This is a genomic window from Pandoraea commovens, from assembly GCF_024704525.1.
GTDB lineage: Bacteria > Pseudomonadota > Gammaproteobacteria > Burkholderiales > Burkholderiaceae > Pandoraea > Pandoraea commovens.
This window is the reverse complement of sequence record NZ_CP102780.1, coordinates 199,642-218,294: the sequence shown is the minus strand read 5'-3', so window position 1 is coordinate 218,294 and position 18,653 is coordinate 199,642. Positions and strand designations below refer to the sequence as shown.

Sequence of the window (18,653 nt, the reverse complement as noted above, 5' to 3'; positions counted from 1 at the left end):
GCTTAGTCCAAATTCGATAAAAAAGAGGCTTAAACGAAACACACGTGCATTCGCCAAGTTCGCCGTCTTCATCGAGAGACGTCGCCCGACAGGCGTCATGCACACAACCGAAGGAGCACTTCGCGATGGGCATGGACATCTCGCTACAAACCGTTGCGCAGAATTCGCGCGCCATCCTCGACATGCTGAACGCCCAGGCAAACGAAGGTGTGGCGAAAGGACGAATCGGCATTCGCAAGGACGGGCAGATCACTGTCTTCAGAGGCATGGAGTTTGTCCTGCATCTCCGGCAATGTCACCGCGCGAAACAGCTTCTGAAAGCGCAGGAACTGATCACCGAAAAGAAGTCCCCCGTCTCTTCGCTGGTGTCCTCGCTCAAGCTCAACAGCGTCCGGCTGGATAAGCGGCCGGTGAGCCAACTGATCGTCAGGCTGAACCGGTCCAATGTCATGGACCGCCAGACCAGTACCGGATCTGCGACGCAGGTCTTGCTGACGACGCGCTCGGCAGCCGTTTCATCGATTGAGCCCGCGACGTGGACGGTTCCGGCCAAGCACGAAGAGCTCTTTCCCACGGTCATGGCGGAGGCGGAGAAGATCTGGGCTAAGTACCGCGAACCTGCTGGCAACGATACCTCCGCCGTAGCGGCCAATCCGCTGAGCGACGCCCGCCCGGAAGCGTCGACCGAATGCGATGCAAAGCCAGCGCTCCCGCCCAAGAGCAACCAGTCAGCCCTGCAGAGGAACGTCAGTCGTGCACGGATGGCATACGGCGCCCCGATGCCCGTCTCACAGCGTCACCCCGACTAAAGCCCTATCGAGAGGATAAATCAGGCTATGACCAGTATCTCGCTGCAATCGGTCGCATACAATTCGCGCCCCACGCTCGACAGGTTGGGGGAGCCGGGCAACGGCGCGACCATCGAGAATGGGCGCATCGGCATCAACGACAAAGGTCAGCTCGTTGTCTTCAAGGGCAGGACGTACCTGCTACACCTCCAGCAGTGTTACCGGGCGGACAAGTTGATCAAAGCGACCTTCGTCACCGACTTCAGCGTGTACTCCACGACGCTTCGCACCAGCGCGAGCGAGGCCACGTTCTCGGTACTGCACGCGCCCTACCGACATGCGCCGGATGTGCCGTCCGACCGGTTGTACGTGACGCAAACGTTGCAGTTCGTCGAAAACGCCATGCGACATGTGTCGCCGCCGGACGACGCGAGCGGCAAGTCCATCGGCGGCATCCCCAACGGATACCCCGTGATCGTTTTCGACGAACCCGAGGGCATCGCCGGGGTACTGGTCGCGGCGCTCGCCATGTCGCGCGACGTTCACGAGCATCTCAGCGTAGAGGAAATCGTCACCGATATCCGGCTCACGGCTTCTCCGCACCTGATCGGCACCCACCACCAGCTCGACGTCATTGGCGCGTTTGCCGACGACCTGCGAAGACCGTTGCTCAGACATCGCTGATTTGCCGATTCGTCGATTCGTCGATCTGCTGCGTCGGCGTCGTCACGTCACGCAATGTCTTCGCAACACCCCGAGGAACGATACGAAGCGCCGTTCCTTCCTGCCCCCTTCACGCGACGCGATCGCAACAGGAGACCTGCCATGTCGCCCCAGGCCACCGTGCCCCCCTCCCCCGGACGCACCGCGACCGTGGCATCCCGGCGTTCGGCTCGCGTGCCGTCGGCCGAGGCGCTAACGCTGACGCGTCAGCCGACGGACGAGAAATCGCCCCGCGATTCGCAGATGCTCAAGCACGCGAAGCGTACGCTGGCCGTACGGCGCGAGCCGCCCCGTGCGCCCGACATCGAGCGCTATCTGCGGCGCTGGCTGACTGCGCCGCCCGCCCTCCTGATCACGCTCGCCTCAGACGACGAACTGCTCGCCCGCAACATCGGTGCGTTACCCGCTTGCGCGTCCACGTCATAACTCACGTGCACGCGCGCCGCGAGTACGCCGCTCATCAATCGGACGGACTGCTCCAGCCGCTGCTCGATCGCGGAGTACAGACGCGCCCGCTCGGCGCGGGGCGACGCCACGAGCGAATCGGGCGGGAACATCTGGGCGATTTCCATACGGGGACGCGACGGCAAGTCGTACGTCTTGAGCCAGTCCACCGCTTGTGGAAAATCGGCAGCGTCGACAGAAATCGAATAACCCGCCTTTCCCCCGTCGGTCTTCTGCGTCGCGATGTCGTGACGCAGAAGGACGGCAGCCACTTCATTGGCCTGCTGCTGGTCGAGCGCGCTGAGCAGCGTCTCGGCTTTGCGGCATCCCGTGAGTGCCAGCACGGCGACGAGGAGAAAGACGTAGCGACGCATTACCGAAGCAGCGCCTCAACGGCCGCTACCGATTTACGCGCGAGCGAACTCGCCATGCCGACATCGATGCCGTAGACGGCCAGCCGATTTTGCAAGTCCATCGCGCTCTCCGAATTGCTGGGATCGAAGCGCGACACAGCTGCCGTGATGCCTGCGCGGTCCGCTTCGAAATCGGCGGACAGATTGGCCACCGCGTTCATGAAACGCGACTCCAGTGTCTGGCCTGCAGCGGGATCGGTCGCAGACACCGATGCGTGGGAGTCCAGCGAGCGGACCGATAAGAGCGAAGGATCAAGTAGCATGGCAGCCTCGTTCGATATAGCGGTGAACGCATGAGCGTTCGATGACACGCGATGACGCGTGCCTCAGTACTTGGAGATGACCCCTTGCACCGTGTCCTTCAGTGTCTTGACGGTGCCTGACTGTGCGGCGCGCATCGTCGTGTAGGCGGCCATCGCCGCCTGAAACTCGGCCATACCCTCCGATTCGGTCGGCTTGCTCTTGATCTTGTCGATCGCCTCGTCCATGCGCTTCTTCAAGGCCGACGTCGGTCCGTTGAATTCCTTCGACGTCTGCTCAAGGTAAGTCAGATCTTCGCTCCTGATTCCCGGAATGCTTCCAGTCATGGTTTTTCCAAGCTCCTGTGCGGCATTACTGCCGGTTAATAAATCGCCACTGATGTGGTCCGTCCTTCACATAAGCGGCCGGACCGTACGCATACGATTGCTTTGCCGTCCAGTCGTCGCGAAGGTCGACGTTGAAGTGCACCAGACGCTTGCCCCATCGCTTCTCGAAGGTCTGCATAAAGCCGTAGAGACGGCGCAGCTGGACATCATCGAGTTCCGTGCTGATGTGGAACGTCACGCCTTCCGGCGTATCGGTGCGCAGGAACGGGACCATCTGACGTTTGAGCGCGTCCTCGGCTTCGCCGTTGGCTTCGGTTTCGTCATGCAGCGTGATGTTCACGCGATGGGCATAGGGAATCCGCTCCAGCAGGGCCTGGCGGAACTGCGCCATCTCCACGTCGGACAACCCCTTCTGCTTGCGATTGATCCATAGCTCCGGCACGGCCGGGTCGTCGAGCGAGAGCTTGAAATACAGCACCTCGGTGCGCGATGTATCGATCCACTGCGTGATGCGCGCGTTCTCTTCGTCGAGTGCGACGAGCACCAGCTTTTCCCGCTTCATGACCTCTGCGCCGAGCGCGCGCGCCAATGCGTTACGCGCGGCGCCGTCTTCCGTAAGCACGTAGAGATGGCCATCGTTGCCGGGCAGCACGATGGCGCGACCGCCGAGCGATTCGAGATATTCCGATATGCTCTGCGCCTGACGTTGCGGCTCCGAGCGCCAGTAGAAGAACGCGCTTGCGACGAGCAGCACGACGACAACGCACGACCAGAACGCTCGCTGCCAGCGGCGGCGCGTACGCGACGGGCTTACCTCGTCGTCGGGCCGCGTGTGGGCGCACAAGCTGCGCTGCACCTCGTCGGACCACGCCGCATCGATGCGCTTCACGCCCACGCGAACATCGCCGATGCGGGCGATCTGCGAGGCGTCGATAGCGACTTCCGCACCGGCACCTTCACTGAGTACGCGCACGAACAGTCCATCGCGCCCGGCGTCGTCGACCAGCACTTCGAAGTTGTCGCCACCTTCGCCATCCATCGGCACATAGATGGCGTTGGGCGGCATTTCCGTCTGCCAGCCGCGATCGAAAGCGGGATCGCTGGGGCCAATGACGAAGAGCGTCACCCCGGGCGGCAGCGCGAATTCGCAGCCGCGCATCGGGCCAGTCAGCAGACGCAGCACCGCCCCTTGGGGGATGTCGTCGATCTCGTCGGTTCGGAGGTCTGATTCCATCATCTCTTCGCGGGCAAGCGATACCGGACTGTCAGTCGACGTCGGCGGTGTTCGTCGTTCGCGCTCCTCAACAATGAATTCGTTGAGGCTGAGAATACCGACCCGGGATCAGCGATTCATGATGGGATTCTTCGCATCCGGGAGATGCGTGATCAGGATTTCAAGAGTCCGCTGCGCTATCGCACGGCTGGCGCAGGCTGAGTGGGCAGAACGGATGATGGGCGTTGCGCGCGTTCACGGTTCATGGCCTCGAGCTTGCCCTGCGCGGCGACGTCGCCCTGTGCAGCGGCCTTCTCGTACCACAGGCGTGCGCGCTCGGGATCGGGCGTCACAACGCCGTAGCCGCGCTCGTAATAGCTCGCCACGATGTATTGCGACGGCAGGTCGCCGCCGCGCGCCGCCTTCTCGTACCAGGTGAAGGCGGTCTTGTAGTCCTTGGGCACGCCCCGCCCGATGAAGTACTCGTTGGCAATGGCCGCCTGCGCCTGCACATGGCCCTGCTTCGCTGCTTTCTCGTACCAGAGGTTGGCCTGAGGAATCGATTTATTCACAACGTAGCCGTCGTCGAACATCTTGCCGTAGACGTATTGCGCCTGCGTCATGCCCGCGTTGGCGGCACGTTCCAGCCATTGCACAGCGCCGTTGGGATCGGCCGTCACCCCTTCGCCGTTGAGCAGCATCATCGCGTAGTCGAACTGCGCGAGGCGATTGCCCTGCTCGGCGGCACGGCGAAACGCGTCGAGCGCCTGCGTTTGCTGGCCCGCCTCGTACTGATGCACGGCCTGGTCGGTGAGGGCCTGCGCCGGCGCCTGTGCGGCGGCGACCGCGTAGGGGACCGGGGCGCACGCAACGCCTGCAAGCACGATGACGGCACCGGCAAACACGCGGCGCAGGGCGAAAGACGTCGGGACGGCACGGGTCATGGCACACCTCCGGGAACGGACGTACGCCTATTGTGCGCCAAACAAAAAGCCCCGGCTTGAACCGGGGCTTCGGGGTGAGACCGCTGTCGCGCTATCGTGCTTACGGCTTGATGTAGGAATAGCCCTTTTGCTGCAAGCGCGTCAGTTCGACCACGCCGGACGGCGTGAAGTCCGCGTCCAGCACGAACTGATCCTTCTTCAGATTGCGCTGCTTGAGCGTGATTTCGCACACCTCGAACTTGACGCCGCGTGCATGCAGCGCCGAGATCAGCGGCCCGACGGTCGCCGCATCCTTGTAACTCTCCATCAGAAAATCGACACCCTGCGAATGCGCGACGACCACGATCTTGGTGTCCGGCACCGTGTCCAGCTGGTTGCGGATGTTGCGCAAGCCTGCGAGCGCCTGATGCTCGGCGTCGTTGATGTGATACACGACCTTGTCTTCCGCAAAGGCCGACGTAGCCGGTACAGCAAAAACAGTGAACAGGAATGCGGTCAGCAGGCCGCGCAGCAATGTCTTGATCATGAGAGTCCCCCTTCGCGATATCGGGTGTTGGCGATTGACGTTATAGATGCGAGTTACGTGTAACCAGCCGCATCATAGCGCGATGTCACACATCGGAGCGGGGATGACCTGCTTCGAGATAGCGGGAGATGGTGGACCGATCGTCGTCCAGCGGTGGCGCAGACGGCCTGACAAAGTGGCTTTGCCAGGCATCCTCTGCCGAGTAGGCGGGCGGCGGGCCGGGTGGCAGCACCTCGGGCACTTGGCCCGGTAGCGCATACGGTGGCGGCGGATCGCCGTACGGACGCACGCCAGTGAGGTCGTTGCGAAACCCGTCATATTCGGGACATACCGCGTTCAATGCCGAGGCAGGCGGAGCCGTCACGCTCAACCGGTTCGCCGCCCGAGAGAACGACGACGTATCGAATCCCGAATCGAGCCGGCGAACCGAACACAGACGGACATCCGTCTCCGAGTCTCCGGCAACGAAATTGCAGGCGCCGGGAATACTTACCATAGTGTTTGCTCTCACCATCGCTTCTCCGAAAAATAAAAAACCCGCCAGATCCAGTATCTGGCGGGTTTCGACTTTCGGTCATGCTTTCACCCGCAGCCGTCGCGATTGCGGGTGAAGTATCGGTTCTGTGACATCTCGGGCCTCATCCCAGAGGATAACGGCCGATTCGCGCAAGCCGTAGCTCAGGCGGTCACTTCCGACCAGCAGTTCGGCGTCTCGTACAGACGCAGACGCACCAGACGCAGGTCGCGACCGTAATGCGCATCGAACACATGGCTCAGCTTGTCGAATGCGGCAGCGGCGAGATTCTCGACAGTCGGCACGCGGTCGAACACCACGGTCTTGTGGTCGGGCATCGTCTCAAGGAAAGTCCGCACGGCCGTGTCGCCTTCATAGACGAGGAACGCGTGGTCCCACACCGAGACCAGATGCTCGTTGGCGAGCGCCTTCACGTCGGCAAAGTCCATCACCATGCCGTTGTCGGACGCACCGCTCTCACGGCTCACTTCACCGGCGAGCGTGATCTCCAGCACATAGCGATGCCCGTGCAGGTTGCGGCACTGGCTTCGGTGATCGGGAATGCGGTGGCCCGCATCGAATTCGAGTTTCCGGGTAATCGTAATCACAGCAACGGCTCAGGGAATATTCAGGTATTTGTGCGTCTGCATCGACAACGACCAGCGCGGGTGCGACTTGCAATAGTCGATCGCCAGCTTGGTATTCGTGTCCCGCAACGGGCCATCCATCGGTTGCAGATAGAAGTGCGTGAAGTCGAGCGCTTCGTAATCGGCCAGACGCTGACGATCCTGCGGCACCACCACCTTCAGTTCGTCGCCACGCGTGACGATCAGTTCGGCATCTGCCTTCGGGCTCACGCACACCCAGTCAATGCCTTCGGGAATCGCTTGCGTGCCATTGGTTTCCACGGCAATGCGAAAACCCTCGGCATGCAGCGCAGCGATCAGCGGGGCGTCGAGCTGAAGCAGGGGCTCGCCGCCGGTGCACACGATGAAGCGGTGCGCGCGATCGTCCTGCGGCCACAGCGCGACGACCTGTGCGACGAGGTCGGCCGGCGTACGGTACTTGCCGCCGTTCTCGCCATCGGTGCCGACGAAGTCCGTATCGCAGAACTGGCAGACGGCATCGGCACGGTCCTCTTCGCGCCCGGTCCACAGGTTGCAGCCTGCAAACCGGCAGAACACGGCCGGGCGCCCGGCGTTCGCGCCCTCACCCTGCAATGTGTAGAAGATTTCCTTTACCGCGTACGTCATGATGCTCTCGATTCGACTATGAAGAATCAGACCGCCTGGCGACCCTGATTCTGGTTATCGCGCGCCCGCCACTGCTCGTAGCCGCGCTGACGCAACTGGCACGCCGGGCATTCGCCACATCCGTAGCCCCACGGGTGCAGCACGCTGCGCTCGCCCAGATAGCACGTGTGCGTGTCTTCTCGCACGGTCTCGACGAGCACGTTGCCGCCCAGATCCTGCGCCATCTGCCACGTGTCGGCCTTGTCGATCCACATCAGCGGTGTCTCGACGATGAAGCGCTGGTCCATGCCCAGATTGAGCGCGACCTGAAGCGCCTTCATGGTGTCGTCGCGGCAATCGGGGTAGCCCGAGAAATCCGTCTCGCACATACCGCCGACGAGTACCCGCAAACCTCGGCGATACGCAATGGTCGCACCAATCGTCAGAAACAGCAGATTTCGTCCCGGCACGAAGGTATTCGGCAGATTGTTCGCCGCCATCGCAATCGTGGTTTCGCGCGTGAGCGAGGTCTCGCTGATCTGACCGAGAATCGACAGGTCGATCATGTGATCGTCGCCCAGTCGCGGCGCCCACTGCGGAAAACGTTCGCGGAGCTTGGCCAGCACGTCGGTGCGGCACTCCAGCTCGACGCTATGGCGCTGGCCGTAATCGAAACCCAGCGTCTCGACGCGCGCGTAGCGCGAGAGCGCCCACGCGAGGCAGGTGGTCGAATCCTGTCCACCGGAGAACAGAACCAGAGCGGAATCGGTGCTTGTCGTCATGATCATGCGCTAGCAGTATCGCCCTTGCCGTCGGAGCATCGAGGCATCGCGACAGCGGGGGGCCGGGGCACGCGCTTGCGGCTGCCATCGAAGATCGGACCTTTCGGACATTCGGGACGTACGGACATCGCTATCTCGAACGTCCCCGGACCTTCCGGGCAACCCGCGTGCGGGAGTTGTCACGCGATTTTGAACCGCGTTGCCCCGCGCAGCTATCGCCGGGCCGTTATACCCATCATCGGGCAGCGTTTTCGGTCAAACGCAAAAAGGGCTTGCGATATGCGCAAGCCCTTCGAATTTGGTGGCCTGGGTCGGAATCGAACCAACGACACGCGGATTTTCAATCCGCTGCTCTACCAACTGAGCTACCGGGCCAAGAGAAAAGCGATTATAGAGAACGAATACGCTTTGCGCAAGCCCCTAATCTAAAAAATCTGCAGCGAAGTGGCATGACGGCACCTTTGCGCGCGCCACACCGCCGTTCCATCAGGTCTTGCTCTTGGAAAGTTCGACGCCCAGTTGCTTGAGCTTGCGATACAAGTGCGTACGTTCCAGCCCGGTCTTTTCGGCTACGCGCGTCATGCTGCCGTGTTCCTTGGCCAGATGGTAAGCAAAGTAGGCGCGCTCGAAGGCGTCGCGGGCTTCGCGCAGCGGGACGTCGAAGGAGATGTCCGCCGACATGCCCGCACCGCCCAGACCGCTCACGCCGTCCGCATCGCTCACGCCGAGCGGCACGTGATGCGAGGCCGTACCGTTCAGGCCCGCGCCGGCGTGACGCGGCTCGCTCTCGCCGAAGACACCGGCTTCGAGTGCGTCGTCATCGCCTTCGAAGGCGCTTGCCGCCCCACCGGACGCTTCGCGCTTGCCACGCGCCAACCCCTGCTCGACCGCCTGCAACAGCTTTTGCAGGGCGATGGGCTTCTCTAGGAAGTTGAGCGCACCGATCTTCGTCGCCTCGACGGCGGTGTCGATCGTGGCATGTCCGGACATCATGATCACGGGCATGGTCAGCAACTGCTGTGCCGCCCATTCCTTGAGCAAGGTCACGCCGTCGGTATCGGGCATCCAGATATCGAGCAGCACGAGATCGGGCGTGTGTGCGGCACGGAAAGCGCGCGCTTCCTGCGCGTTCTCCGCCACCTCCACGGCATGCCCCTCGTCGCTCAGAATCTCCGAGAGCAGCTCCCGGATCCCCATTTCGTCATCCACCACCAAAATGGTTGCCATTTACGCTACCTTCGTGTGTTCTGCCGGCTTGCTGCGCGGCAGTTCCTGGTCGTCAGCCAATTGAGTAAACAAGATCGAAATCTGTGCACCTGCACTGCCTTCGCCCTCGGGTAAAGACCGGTTACGGATATCGATACGCGCCTGATGCTCGTCGATGATCTTCTTGACCATCGCCAACCCGAGCCCGGTGCCCTTCGATTTGGTCGTCACGTAGGGTTCGAATGCGCGGGTCAGAATGCGCGCCGGGAAGCCCGGCCCATTGTCCGTGATCGTCAGACGCACTGCTGTGCGCTTCGGTTCGCCGGGATGCACATCCGTTCCTGCGTATTCTACTGTCTTCGTTTCCACCGTGATAAGAGGGTTTTCGGTTCCGCCGACCGCATCTTGAGCATTCTGCAGCAGATTATGGATAACCTGCCGCAATTGCGTCGAGTCTCCGCGAATCTCCGGCAGCTCCGCATCGAGGTACGGACGGATCGTGCCGCGTCCTTCATCCACACCGTACAACGTCAGCACCTCGCCAATCAGCTCGTTGAGTTGCAACGGATGCATGATCGCGGGCGGCAGTCGCGCATAGTCGCGGAAATCGTCCACCATGCGCTTCATGGCCGCCACCTGATTGACGATGGTCGTCGCGCCCTTGCGCAATACTTCGGCGTCGGCCGGCGGCAGCTTGTCGGACAGCTTCATCTGCAAACGCTCCGCCGAGAGCTGAATCGGCGTGAGCGGATTCTTAATCTCGTGCGCCAGACGCCGCGCCACTTCGGCCCATGCCACTGAGCGCTGCGCGGAGATCACGTCGCTGATGTCGTCGAACACCACCACGTAGCCGCCGCCTGCGCTGGTCGGCACTCCGCCCACCGCCACCATCGGCTCCGGCAAATGCGAGCCACGTACCAGCAGCGTCACACCGTCGGTTTCGCCTGGCAGCGTCAGACCGATCTGCTGCTGCCAGTGCCCGCCCGGACCGAGGTCGGCATTGGCGTCGCGATCGGCGAACGCTCGACGCAGCGTTTCACCGAACTCTACCAGCGCCGGAATATGTGCGGGCGAGCGATTCAACTCGCCCTGAAAACTCTGCTTGAAGATGCGCTCGGCGCCGGCGTTGGCCGTCGTCAGTCGGAAATCGCGATCAAACACGAACACACCGGCCGTCAGGCTCGACAGAATGGACTCCAGGTGCGCCTTCGAACTTTCCAGCGCGAGACGGTTGCGCTCCACGGTAGCGCGCGCGTCGGACAACTGACGCGTCATCGCATTGAACGCCTGCGTCAGAAAACCCAATTCGTCATTGGTGCGCACTTCCCCCTTGGGCGACAAGTCGCCAGCCGCGACTTCCTGCGTGCCGCGCGCGAGCAGGAACAGCGGACGCGCCAGCTGACTACCGAGCGCCAGCGCGAGCATCATCGCCACGAAGGTCGCGAGGAACAGCGATAGCGTCAGCGTACCGATGTACATCTTGCGAAGGCCCGTGCGTCCCAGCGCCTTCTCCTGATACTCGCGATAAGCGTTCTGCACGGCCTCGGCGCTCTTGGCCAGATTGGCCGGGACCAGTTGGGTGACTTGCAGAAACCGTTCGTCGTCCTGCAACGACGACGTGTAGCTCGACGGAATGCGGATCACCACGCGCCAGCGCAACTGATCGTGTCCTTCGTGCCGGTCGTAGCCCTCGCTACCGCCTTCGATGGCCGTGTAGCCACGCGGTTGCGTGCGCGCCTGTCGCAACATCAGCGCGGTGGGCAGATCGGGCACCAGCGCGTTGAAGTTGCCTGAGGCCGAGGCCAGCACACGACCGTTGCCGTCGACGATGGTCGCGTCCTGCAAGCCGAACTGATCTCGCATGCGTAGCAGCGTGAGCGTGCCGCCCTTCTCGCCGCTCGACGCCAGATTGTCGGCCACCAGTTGTGCCTTCGCACTCAGATCGGACAGACCGTTGTTCAGAATCGCACGCCCGAGTTCGAGACCGGAGTCGAGCGCCGTTTCGACCCGCACGTCGAACCACGATTCGATGCTGCGCGAGACGAATTGCAGCGATACGAGATAGATGATGCCGCCCGGCAGCACACCCACCAGCGCGAAGAAGATCGCAAGCTTGGCGAGCAGTCGCGTGCCGAAACGTCGCTGGCGCAGCCGCACGAGAATGATCCAGACGAGCGCGCCGACGATGAAGACGAAGATGAATGCGACCGCAATATTCGCGGTGTAGAGCAGCGAATAGTAGCGATCGAAGAATTCGGTATTGGCCGACGCGAGCGCAAGCAGGCCGAACAGGCCGATGGCGACCAGCGCCATCGTGACGATCAGCGTGCGGATGACGATGTGCTTGAGCAGGCCGCCGCCGTTATTTGACACGGGCAGCTCCGGGCGGGAGGGCCGCATTGAAGGCCAGTGGCAATTTGCCCGTCGAGCGCGAGGCGGCATTCGTGGCGTTCGCAGGACTCGTTGCATCGGGCGATGTCAGACCGAAGCTCCCAGAGGCTGCGGACGGTGCCAGCGTAATCGGTGCGGCGGACACAGGCGCCGATGCGGACGTTGCGACGGGCAATGCCGCCACGCTCGGCACCGACAAGCTCGCCGATGCCGACGGTTGCGCGGGCGTGAACAAGAAACGCGTCCAGTCCGAACTGAGGTTCCAGTCGCGATTGTTCACTGCGTCGATCTGGAACGGCTTGGGCATGAGCGCGTTGTCGAGCCGCATGCGCACCGACACCTGATACTGCGTGCCCGGCTTGGCCACGCCCTTCTCGATCACGCGCCAGCCGCTGACATTGCGAACGAGCGCGAGCGCTTCACGCAGCGAACCGAATCCCAGTTGCAGGCCGCCGCTATTGCTGTTGCCGTTATTGCTGGAGACACGGTACTGACGCGTGAGCGGCTGGAACCACAACCGCACGCTCTGAGACGTATTCACGACCTTTTCGTCGAACCAGTACCAGCGCGAGCGGGTCAGTTCGAAGTCCGTCGTGAAATAGAGGGAGATGCCGCGATTGACGGCATCTTCGAGACTGCTATTGAGCTCGAAGGCAAAGCGTGCGTCGAGCGACCAGCCGCCGTCCGACGGTTCGAGCCGGGCCTCGCGCACCTGGATTTCGTTTTCGGCGCGCGCGGGTGCCGCGTAGCCGAGCGCAAAAACGCACAGCAGCAGTGGCAGCAGGCAGGCCAGTAGCCGTTGGGAGAAAGTCACCGTTTCTGGAAGCGAGCGTAGTAGAAGCCGTCGTGGGCGCCGCCAGGGGTCATCAGCAATTGCCCGGGAGCGTCCAATCGTACCGCATCTGTGCGAACACGTTCAAACCATTGCGCTTGCTGCTCGTTTTCCGCCGGGAAGACGGAGCACGTCGCATAGATCAGTTCGCCGCCCACAGCCAACGTCTCCCACAGCGCGAGCAGAATCCGGCGCTGCTCCTCGACCAGCGCAGCAATGTCGGCCTCGCGACGCAACCAGCGAATGTCCGGATGACGACGCACGATGCCCGCTGCCGAACACGGCACGTCGGCCAGAATGCGGTCGAACGGCACGCCGTCCCATCCCCCGCCCGACCATTTCGACGGATTGCCCGCATCGCCGATGCGCACATCCGCTTCCAGCCCGAGACGTTCCAGATTCTCATAGATGCGTGGCACGCGCGTGCGGTCCGATTCGAGCGCCGTGACCTGCACGTCCGCCATTTCCAGCAGATGACCGGTCTTGCCGCCAGGGGCTGCGCAGGCGTCCAGCACGCGCATGCCCGGCGTCGGATGCTCGCCGAGTACCAGCGGCGCAGCCAGTTGCGCGCCCGCATCCTGCACCGAAACCCATCCGTCGGCGAAACCGGGCAGACGATCGACCGGCACCGCGTGCGCCAGACGCAGCGCCACCGGGCCGATGACCTCGGCCTCCATGCCCGCCTGCGTCAGCGCCGCCAGCATGGCGTCCACGCTGACACGACGCGTGTTCACGCGCAGCGTCATCGGTCCGCGGCCATTGCCAGCGGCCAGCAGCGTCTCCCATTGGTCGGGATAGGCGCGGCGCACGGTGTCAATCCACCACGCAGGGTAATTCCAGCGCGCTTCGGGTTGCGTCTCGATCTGCGCCATCAGCGCGCTACGCTCACGCAGAAAGCGGCGCAGCACCGCATTGGCCAGCCCCTTCGCCGCCGCCGTGCGACGCTGCGCGGCAATGGCTTCGACCGCCTGATCGACAACCGTAAATTCGGTGTACGCAGCACCTTCGGCATCGTCTTGCAGCAACGCGAGCGCGCATAGGAGGATGTCGCGCACGCGTGCCTGCAAAGCGGGCTTGACGAGCACGGCGAGCAGCGCGCGGCTGCTGCCCAGACGTCGCACAGCGCGATAAGCGAGATCCTGCGTGGCGGCACGCACGGTCGGTGCGCACTGGGCGGTGGCTTGCGTCAGCGCCTGCGGCAATGCGGTGCCCTTCTGGACGGATTCGACGACCTGTGCGGCGCGTTGCAGCACATAGGCCAGGGATTCGGTGGGCAGACTCGGTTGCGGCATGGGCGTTCTACAAACAAACATGCCCGCACGACGGCGGGCATGGGAGGGTAACTGGACGGCTGTCGGCCGACAGGATATCAGACGGGGTATTGGCCGGTGCGCGCCATCTCCATCAGGCGCGCCACGCGCTCTTCGGTCGCCGGGTGGGTCGAGAACAGGTTCGCGAGACGTCCGCCGGACAGCGGATTCATGATCATCATCTGCGCCGTAGCCGGGTGCTGCTCGGCCGTATCGAACGGAATCCCCTGCGCGTAACGATGAATCTTGTCGAGCGCCATCGCGAGCGACTGCGGGTCGCCGGAGATTTCGGCACCACCCCGGTCGGCTTCGAATTCACGAGCGCGCGAGATCGCCATCTGGATCAGCGAGGCGGCCAGCGGCGCGAGAATCGCCACGGCAATGCTGGCGATCGGATTGGCCGGACGGCCGTTTTCGTCACGTCCGCCGAAGAACATCGCGAAGTTGGCGAGCGCGGAAATCGCACCGGCCATCGTGGCGGAAATCGTCGAGATGAGAATGTCGCGATGCTTCACGTGGGCCAGCTCGTGCGCCATCACACCACGCAACTCACGGTCGGAGAGCACACGCAGAATACCGGTCGTGGCCGCCACCGCAGCATTCTCCGGATTGCGGCCAGTCGCGAACGCGTTCGGCGCGTCTTCGTTGATCAGGTAGACCTTCGGCATCGGCAGGCCAGCACGTTGCGACAACTCCCGCACCATGTTGTAGAACTGCGGCGCGCTGGTCTCGTCGACTTGCTGCGCGTTGTACATGCGCAGCACCATCTTGTCCGAGAACCAGTACGAAAAGAAATTCATCGCGAGCGCAAACGCCAGCGCGAGCATCATGCCCTGCTTGCCGCCGATCATGCCGCCCACCACCATGAACAACGCGGTGATGGCCGCCATCAGCAGGGTGGTCTTCATCCAATTGAACATAGTGTTCTCCTCTGCAAATCCTTGATGACCTCACGGATCACGCACTTTGCGTGTCCTCGGGCGTTAGATGGCGTCGCTTACCGAAAATTCAACGTCCCCCGCACCGGCGTCGACTAATTTTTCAGACGTTCACCGGGTTTGCATGCGACTTCGAAGACGTTTTACGCCATTTTCGCGCTGTTTTGATGCTCGGAACGTTGAATCCCAAAATCAGGCGGAACGCTCAGTTCGTCGCGCCAGCCGTGAAGACGTCGCCCGTCGCCAGCGCAAAGCCCGCCAGGAACTCCCGCACCGGCAAGCGCTTACCGCCCGGCTTCTGGCACTCGGTCACGCGCAGCGCGCCTTCACCGCAGGCGATGACGATGGCGTCAGCGCTCACTTCGAGCACCGTACCGGGCGCAGCGCCCGACTTGCCCGTCACGGCGCTCGCGCGCCAGAGCTTCACGGGCGTGTCGTGCACGGTACCCAGCGCACCGGGGAACGGATCGAACGCCCGCACCTGCCGTGCCAGCGTTTCGGCGGGCTTGTTCCAGTCGAGCACCGCTTCCTGCTTGGCGATCTTCTCGGCATACGTGACGCCCGCCTCGGGCTGCGCTTCCGACGGCAGATGGCCGTCGCGTGCGAGCCGCTGCAACGCCTCGACGATCATTTTTCCACCCAGCGCCGCCATACGGTCGTGCAGCGTCGCCGTCGTATCTTCGGGACCGATGGGTTCGGCTTCGCGCGAGATCATCGCACCGGTGTCGAGCCCGGCGTCCATCTGCATGATGGTGATGCCGGTCTCGGCGTCGCCCGATTCGATGGCACGGTGAATCGGCGCAGCGCCGCGCCAGCGGGGCAGCAGCGAGCCGTGGATGTTCAGACAGCCGTAGCGCGGCAGATCGAGCACTTCCTGCGGGAGGATCAGGCCGTAGGCCGCGACCACCATGACGTCGGGCGCGAGTGCGCGCAATTGCTCGATGGCCGCTGCGGCTTCTTCCGGATACTTGCCGTTACGGCGCAACGACGGCGGCTGCGCCACCGGCATGCCATGTTCCTGCGCGTAGCGTTTGACGGGACTGGCCTGAAGCTTCATGCCACGTCCTGCAGGACGGTCAGGTTGAGTAAGCACCAACTCCACAGGGAAGCCAGCGGCATCGATGGCGGCGAGCGCGGTTTGTGCGAATTCCGGTGTACCGGCGAAAACGATGCGAAGCGTCATGATGGACTTCCTCCTGCGTAGTGCTGACTGGTGCTGACTGGTGCTGACTGGTGCTGACGTAGTGCTGCCGGAGATCCCGGCGACTGCGACGACTTACTGAACGGCGGTGGGTGCCGCCGAAGCGGCGGAAGCCGTGGCGGGCGTGGCCGGTACGAATGCGCGGAAACGCTCGTTCGTGTCGCCTGCGCGGCCGCCCTGCCAGATCTCGCGCCAGGTGTCTGGGACGGTGATGCGAGACGCCGCTTTGTCGAGCACCAGCAGCGTGTCGCAGCGTGAAGCGTCGTCGAGGCTCGGGAGCTGCACCGGGCGCACGTCGATGAAATAGTCGAGCATGGCCCGCTCAGATTCGCCCACGTTGAACGATCCGATGCAAGCGCTCGCTTCGGATGTGCCTGCCTGCGTCGCATTCGTTGCCTTCATGGCCTTCGTTGCCCGCGGCACTTGCGACAGCGCCTCGTTCAATGCGGCGAACGGCGTGCGATAGCTGCGCGCTTCGTTGACCCACGGCAGCAGCAGCGTCGAGAGCGTTCCCCAGACGAACATCAGTCCCGCGAAACCGAACACGAGTGCGCCGAGTGCACGACGATGCACAATGGCCGTCACCCATAATGCCGCGATCACGAGACCTGCGAGGAACAGCCCAGGCGAGAACGGCAGCACGTAATCGAGTGGCAACCATTTGCCGATCGGACCCGCAGCAACGTGCCCGTTCCCGGTCAGTTGCAGCCCCCAGCGCACCCAGAGAAACACGCCGAGCACGCTCATGAGTACGAGCGCGACGCCCGACCACGTCTTCTCCAGCCACGACGGCAGGCGCACGCCTGCGCCGAGTACGGCGATGGCCGGAAAGAGCGACAACATATAAATATCGCGGATGGCCGACGACACCACCAGCGTCAACACGAACAGCACGGCATACAGCCACAGCATGGCGAGTTCCGGGCGCTCGCCGACAAAGCGTCGCAGACGCCCGCCTGCGCCTTGGCGCAGCTGCGAAATCAACGCCCCCACGGCGAGCCAGCCCGCCGGAAAGGTCAGCCCGAGCAAGCTGGTCACGTCGTTCCAGTACGACTTGCGTTCGCCCCCGAGATGGACGAAGCCGAAGAACCGGCCGAAGTTGTTATCCCAGAACCACTCGATGAACAGCGGCTCAGACGCGTGCCAGAACAGCACCGGCCAGACGATCAGCCACGGCAGCGAGGCGAGCAACGCCCAGCCGAGCGCCGCCGCGTAACGACGCGTGCGATACGCGGGCAACAGGAAGACGGACAGCGCCGTGAGGCCCAGCACACCGGGCACGAGCAAGCCTTTGCTGAGGAACGCGATGCCAGCGCCCGTGCCGAAGAGCAGCCCCCACAGACGGGCGGAATTCTCGGCCCGCGCCAGACGCGCGAGCGCCGCCAGCGCGAGTGCGGCACCGGCCAGTTGCGGCACGTCGGCCGTGAGTTTGTGAATGTTTTCGATGGCCCCGAAGCTGCCGACCATGAGCATCGGCGCGAGCCAGTTGAAGGTGTCGGAACCATAGAGGCGCTGCGCCAGACGTCCTACGCAGATCACTGCAATGACGAGCCACGCAAGCACCGCGAACTGCGCACCCTGGAACACCGGCAGTACGGCGGAAGTCGCACGCGCAAACATCGCCCCCGTCCAGTACATGACGGGCGGCTTCTCGACGAACGGATCGGCAGCCACGCGCGGCACGATCAGATCGTGACCCCGGAAGAAGTTGAGCACCATGCCAACCGAATACGGTTCGTCGGCTTTCCAGGGGTCGCGGTCGAACAGGCCCGCGAGCAGGAACGCGAACAGCAGTGCGGCGCTCAGCCAGAAAACAAGACGGGTACGGGAAGACAGCTTAGGCGTGGCGATGGACATCTCGTCAGACAGTCGGGGTGATTGGCCCGACGGCAGACGTTCTGGACGCCCCGTCGCAGCAGCAGAAGGCAGGCGCATGGCCCGCGAGCGCTGCAAGTATAGAGGACTTTACCGGGCGCGCCCAAACCTGACCCCGAGGGGTGACGGGGCGCGCCGTGGCGATCAGGCGCGTTCGGCCTGCTTCTTCATCTTCGCCTTGATGCGGTTGCGCTTGAGCGGCGAGAGGTACTCGACGAACACGCGTCCCTTAAGGTGATCCATCTCGTGCTGGATGCACACGGCGAGCAGATCGTCGGCGTCGATGACGAACTTCTCGCCCTTCTCGTTGAGCGCTTCGACGCGCACACGATCCGCGCGCTCGACTTCGTCGTAAATGCCGGGCACGGAGAGGCAACCCTCTTCGTAGACCTTCTGTTCGTCGCTACGCCACACGATCTTCGGGTTGATGAACACGCGCAGTTCGTCGCGCGTTTCCGAGAGGTCCATCACGATGACTTGCTCGTGCACGTCGACCTGCGTGGCCGCGAGGCCGATGCCGGGGGCGTCGTACATGGTCTCGGCCATGTCCTTGACGAGTTGACGGATCCGGTCGTCCACCTCGGTGACCGGCTTGGCCACCTTATGCAGACGCGGATCGGGATATTGAAGAATTGTCAGTAATGCCATGATGAAAACGGGAATTCGCCGCATTGCCCTACGGGCAGCCGCACACGCAAAATCGTGTGATCACGCAGGCGTACGGCAATGTCTGT

Annotated in this window: 19 protein-coding genes, 1 tRNA gene and 1 pseudogene; 2 read left to right on the top strand and 19 right to left on the bottom strand. The window is 63.1% G+C overall.

Annotated elements, in window-relative coordinates; all coding sequences use genetic code 11:
* Positions 1–125 precede the first annotated feature (125 nt).
* Both NTU39_RS01340 and NTU39_RS01335 read left to right on the top strand, forming a co-directional pair.
* Positions 126–809, top strand: a complete 684-nt coding sequence (locus NTU39_RS01340; protein ID WP_150663895.1) for a hypothetical protein — start codon at positions 126–128, stop codon at positions 807–809.
* 27 nt (positions 810–836) lie between these two features.
* Positions 837–1,472: a protein-tyrosine phosphatase family protein gene (locus tag NTU39_RS01335; protein ID WP_257959031.1), complete on the top strand. Its 636-nt coding sequence runs from the start codon at positions 837–839 to the stop codon at positions 1,470–1,472.
* Between the two features lie 350 nt (positions 1,473–1,822).
* On the opposite strand, the gene sctJ is transcribed toward NTU39_RS01335, so the two are convergent.
* The 19 genes and pseudogenes from sctJ to def form a co-directional block, all read right to left on the bottom strand.
* Positions 1,823–2,329 (bottom strand): type III secretion system inner membrane ring lipoprotein SctJ, encoded by a 507-nt coding sequence (gene sctJ / locus NTU39_RS01330; protein ID WP_308340640.1) that lies wholly within the window; start codon positions 2,327–2,329, stop codon positions 1,823–1,825.
* Positions 2,329–2,631, bottom strand: coding sequence for a type III secretion system inner rod subunit SctI (gene sctI / locus NTU39_RS01325; RefSeq protein WP_150663867.1), 303 nt, complete (start codon positions 2,629–2,631; stop codon positions 2,329–2,331). The genes sctJ and sctI overlap by 1 nt, the downstream gene beginning before the upstream one ends.
* 63 nt (positions 2,632–2,694) lie before the next feature.
* A complete protein-coding gene (gene sctF / locus NTU39_RS01320) occupies positions 2,695–2,955 on the bottom strand; it encodes a type III secretion system needle filament subunit SctF (RefSeq protein ID WP_150663866.1) in 261 nt (86 codons plus the stop codon).
* A gap of 25 nt (positions 2,956–2,980) precedes the next feature.
* A complete protein-coding gene (locus NTU39_RS01315) occupies positions 2,981–4,192 on the bottom strand; it encodes a PrgH/EprH family type III secretion apparatus protein (RefSeq protein ID WP_150663865.1) in 1,212 nt (403 codons plus the stop codon).
* Positions 4,193–4,365: 173 nt separating this feature from the next.
* Positions 4,366–5,112 carry a tetratricopeptide repeat protein gene (locus NTU39_RS01310; RefSeq protein ID WP_150663864.1) on the bottom strand — a complete coding sequence of 249 codons (747 nt, stop codon included), beginning with the start codon at positions 5,110–5,112 and terminating at the stop codon, positions 4,366–4,368.
* A gap of 100 nt (positions 5,113–5,212) precedes the next feature.
* Positions 5,213–5,635 (bottom strand): DsrE family protein, encoded by a 423-nt coding sequence (locus NTU39_RS01305; RefSeq protein ID WP_150664193.1) that lies wholly within the window; start codon positions 5,633–5,635, stop codon positions 5,213–5,215.
* Positions 5,636–5,723: 88 nt separating this feature from the next.
* The gene (locus tag NTU39_RS01300; RefSeq protein ID WP_257959030.1) at positions 5,724–6,134 is read right to left on the bottom strand and encodes a hypothetical protein; all 411 of its coding nucleotides are present in this window, start codon (positions 6,132–6,134) and stop codon (positions 5,724–5,726) included.
* A 182-nt stretch (positions 6,135–6,316) separates the two neighbouring features.
* Entirely contained in the window at positions 6,317–6,757 is a 441-nt protein-coding gene (gene queD, locus NTU39_RS01295; RefSeq protein WP_411829204.1) for a 6-carboxytetrahydropterin synthase QueD, read from the bottom strand.
* Between the two features lie 12 nt (positions 6,758–6,769).
* The gene (queE, locus tag NTU39_RS01290; RefSeq protein WP_046290355.1) at positions 6,770–7,405 is read right to left on the bottom strand and encodes a 7-carboxy-7-deazaguanine synthase; all 636 of its coding nucleotides are present in this window, start codon (positions 7,403–7,405) and stop codon (positions 6,770–6,772) included.
* 26 nt (positions 7,406–7,431) lie between these two features.
* Positions 7,432–8,172, bottom strand: coding sequence for a 7-cyano-7-deazaguanine synthase QueC (queC, locus tag NTU39_RS01285; RefSeq protein WP_150663862.1), 741 nt, complete (start codon positions 8,170–8,172; stop codon positions 7,432–7,434).
* A 293-nt stretch (positions 8,173–8,465) separates the two neighbouring features.
* Positions 8,466–8,541: transfer RNA gene (locus NTU39_RS01280), tRNA-Phe, on the bottom strand.
* 111 nt (positions 8,542–8,652) lie between these two features.
* Entirely contained in the window at positions 8,653–9,393 is a 741-nt protein-coding gene (locus tag NTU39_RS01275) for a response regulator (protein ID WP_150663861.1), read from the bottom strand.
* Positions 9,394–11,772 carry a sensor histidine kinase gene (locus NTU39_RS01270; RefSeq protein ID WP_281357717.1) on the bottom strand — a complete coding sequence of 793 codons (2,379 nt, stop codon included), beginning with the start codon at positions 11,770–11,772 and terminating at the stop codon, positions 9,394–9,396.
* Between the two features lie 208 nt (positions 11,773–11,980).
* Positions 11,981–12,577 (bottom strand): annotated as a pseudogene (locus NTU39_RS01265) (DUF4390 domain-containing protein); the annotation flags it as partial.
* A complete protein-coding gene (gene rsmB / locus NTU39_RS01260) occupies positions 12,574–13,908 on the bottom strand; it encodes a 16S rRNA (cytosine(967)-C(5))-methyltransferase RsmB (protein ID WP_373275350.1) in 1,335 nt (444 codons plus the stop codon). The gene rsmB and the pseudogene NTU39_RS01265, both read right to left, overlap by 4 nt.
* A 56-nt stretch (positions 13,909–13,964) precedes the next feature.
* Complete coding sequence (htpX, locus tag NTU39_RS01255; protein WP_039394597.1) at positions 13,965–14,825, bottom strand: zinc metalloprotease HtpX; 861 nt, start codon at positions 14,823–14,825, stop codon at positions 13,965–13,967.
* A 223-nt stretch (positions 14,826–15,048) separates the two neighbouring features.
* Positions 15,049–16,026: a methionyl-tRNA formyltransferase gene (fmt, locus tag NTU39_RS01250; RefSeq protein WP_257959028.1), complete on the bottom strand. Its 978-nt coding sequence runs from the start codon at positions 16,024–16,026 to the stop codon at positions 15,049–15,051.
* A 93-nt stretch (positions 16,027–16,119) separates the two neighbouring features.
* Positions 16,120–17,901 carry an ArnT family glycosyltransferase gene (locus NTU39_RS01245; RefSeq protein WP_150663856.1) on the bottom strand — a complete coding sequence of 594 codons (1,782 nt, stop codon included), beginning with the start codon at positions 17,899–17,901 and terminating at the stop codon, positions 16,120–16,122.
* A gap of 162 nt (positions 17,902–18,063) precedes the next feature.
* Positions 18,064–18,567 carry a peptide deformylase gene (def, locus tag NTU39_RS01240; protein WP_039394591.1) on the bottom strand — a complete coding sequence of 168 codons (504 nt, stop codon included), beginning with the start codon at positions 18,565–18,567 and terminating at the stop codon, positions 18,064–18,066.
* Positions 18,568–18,653 lie beyond the last annotated feature (86 nt).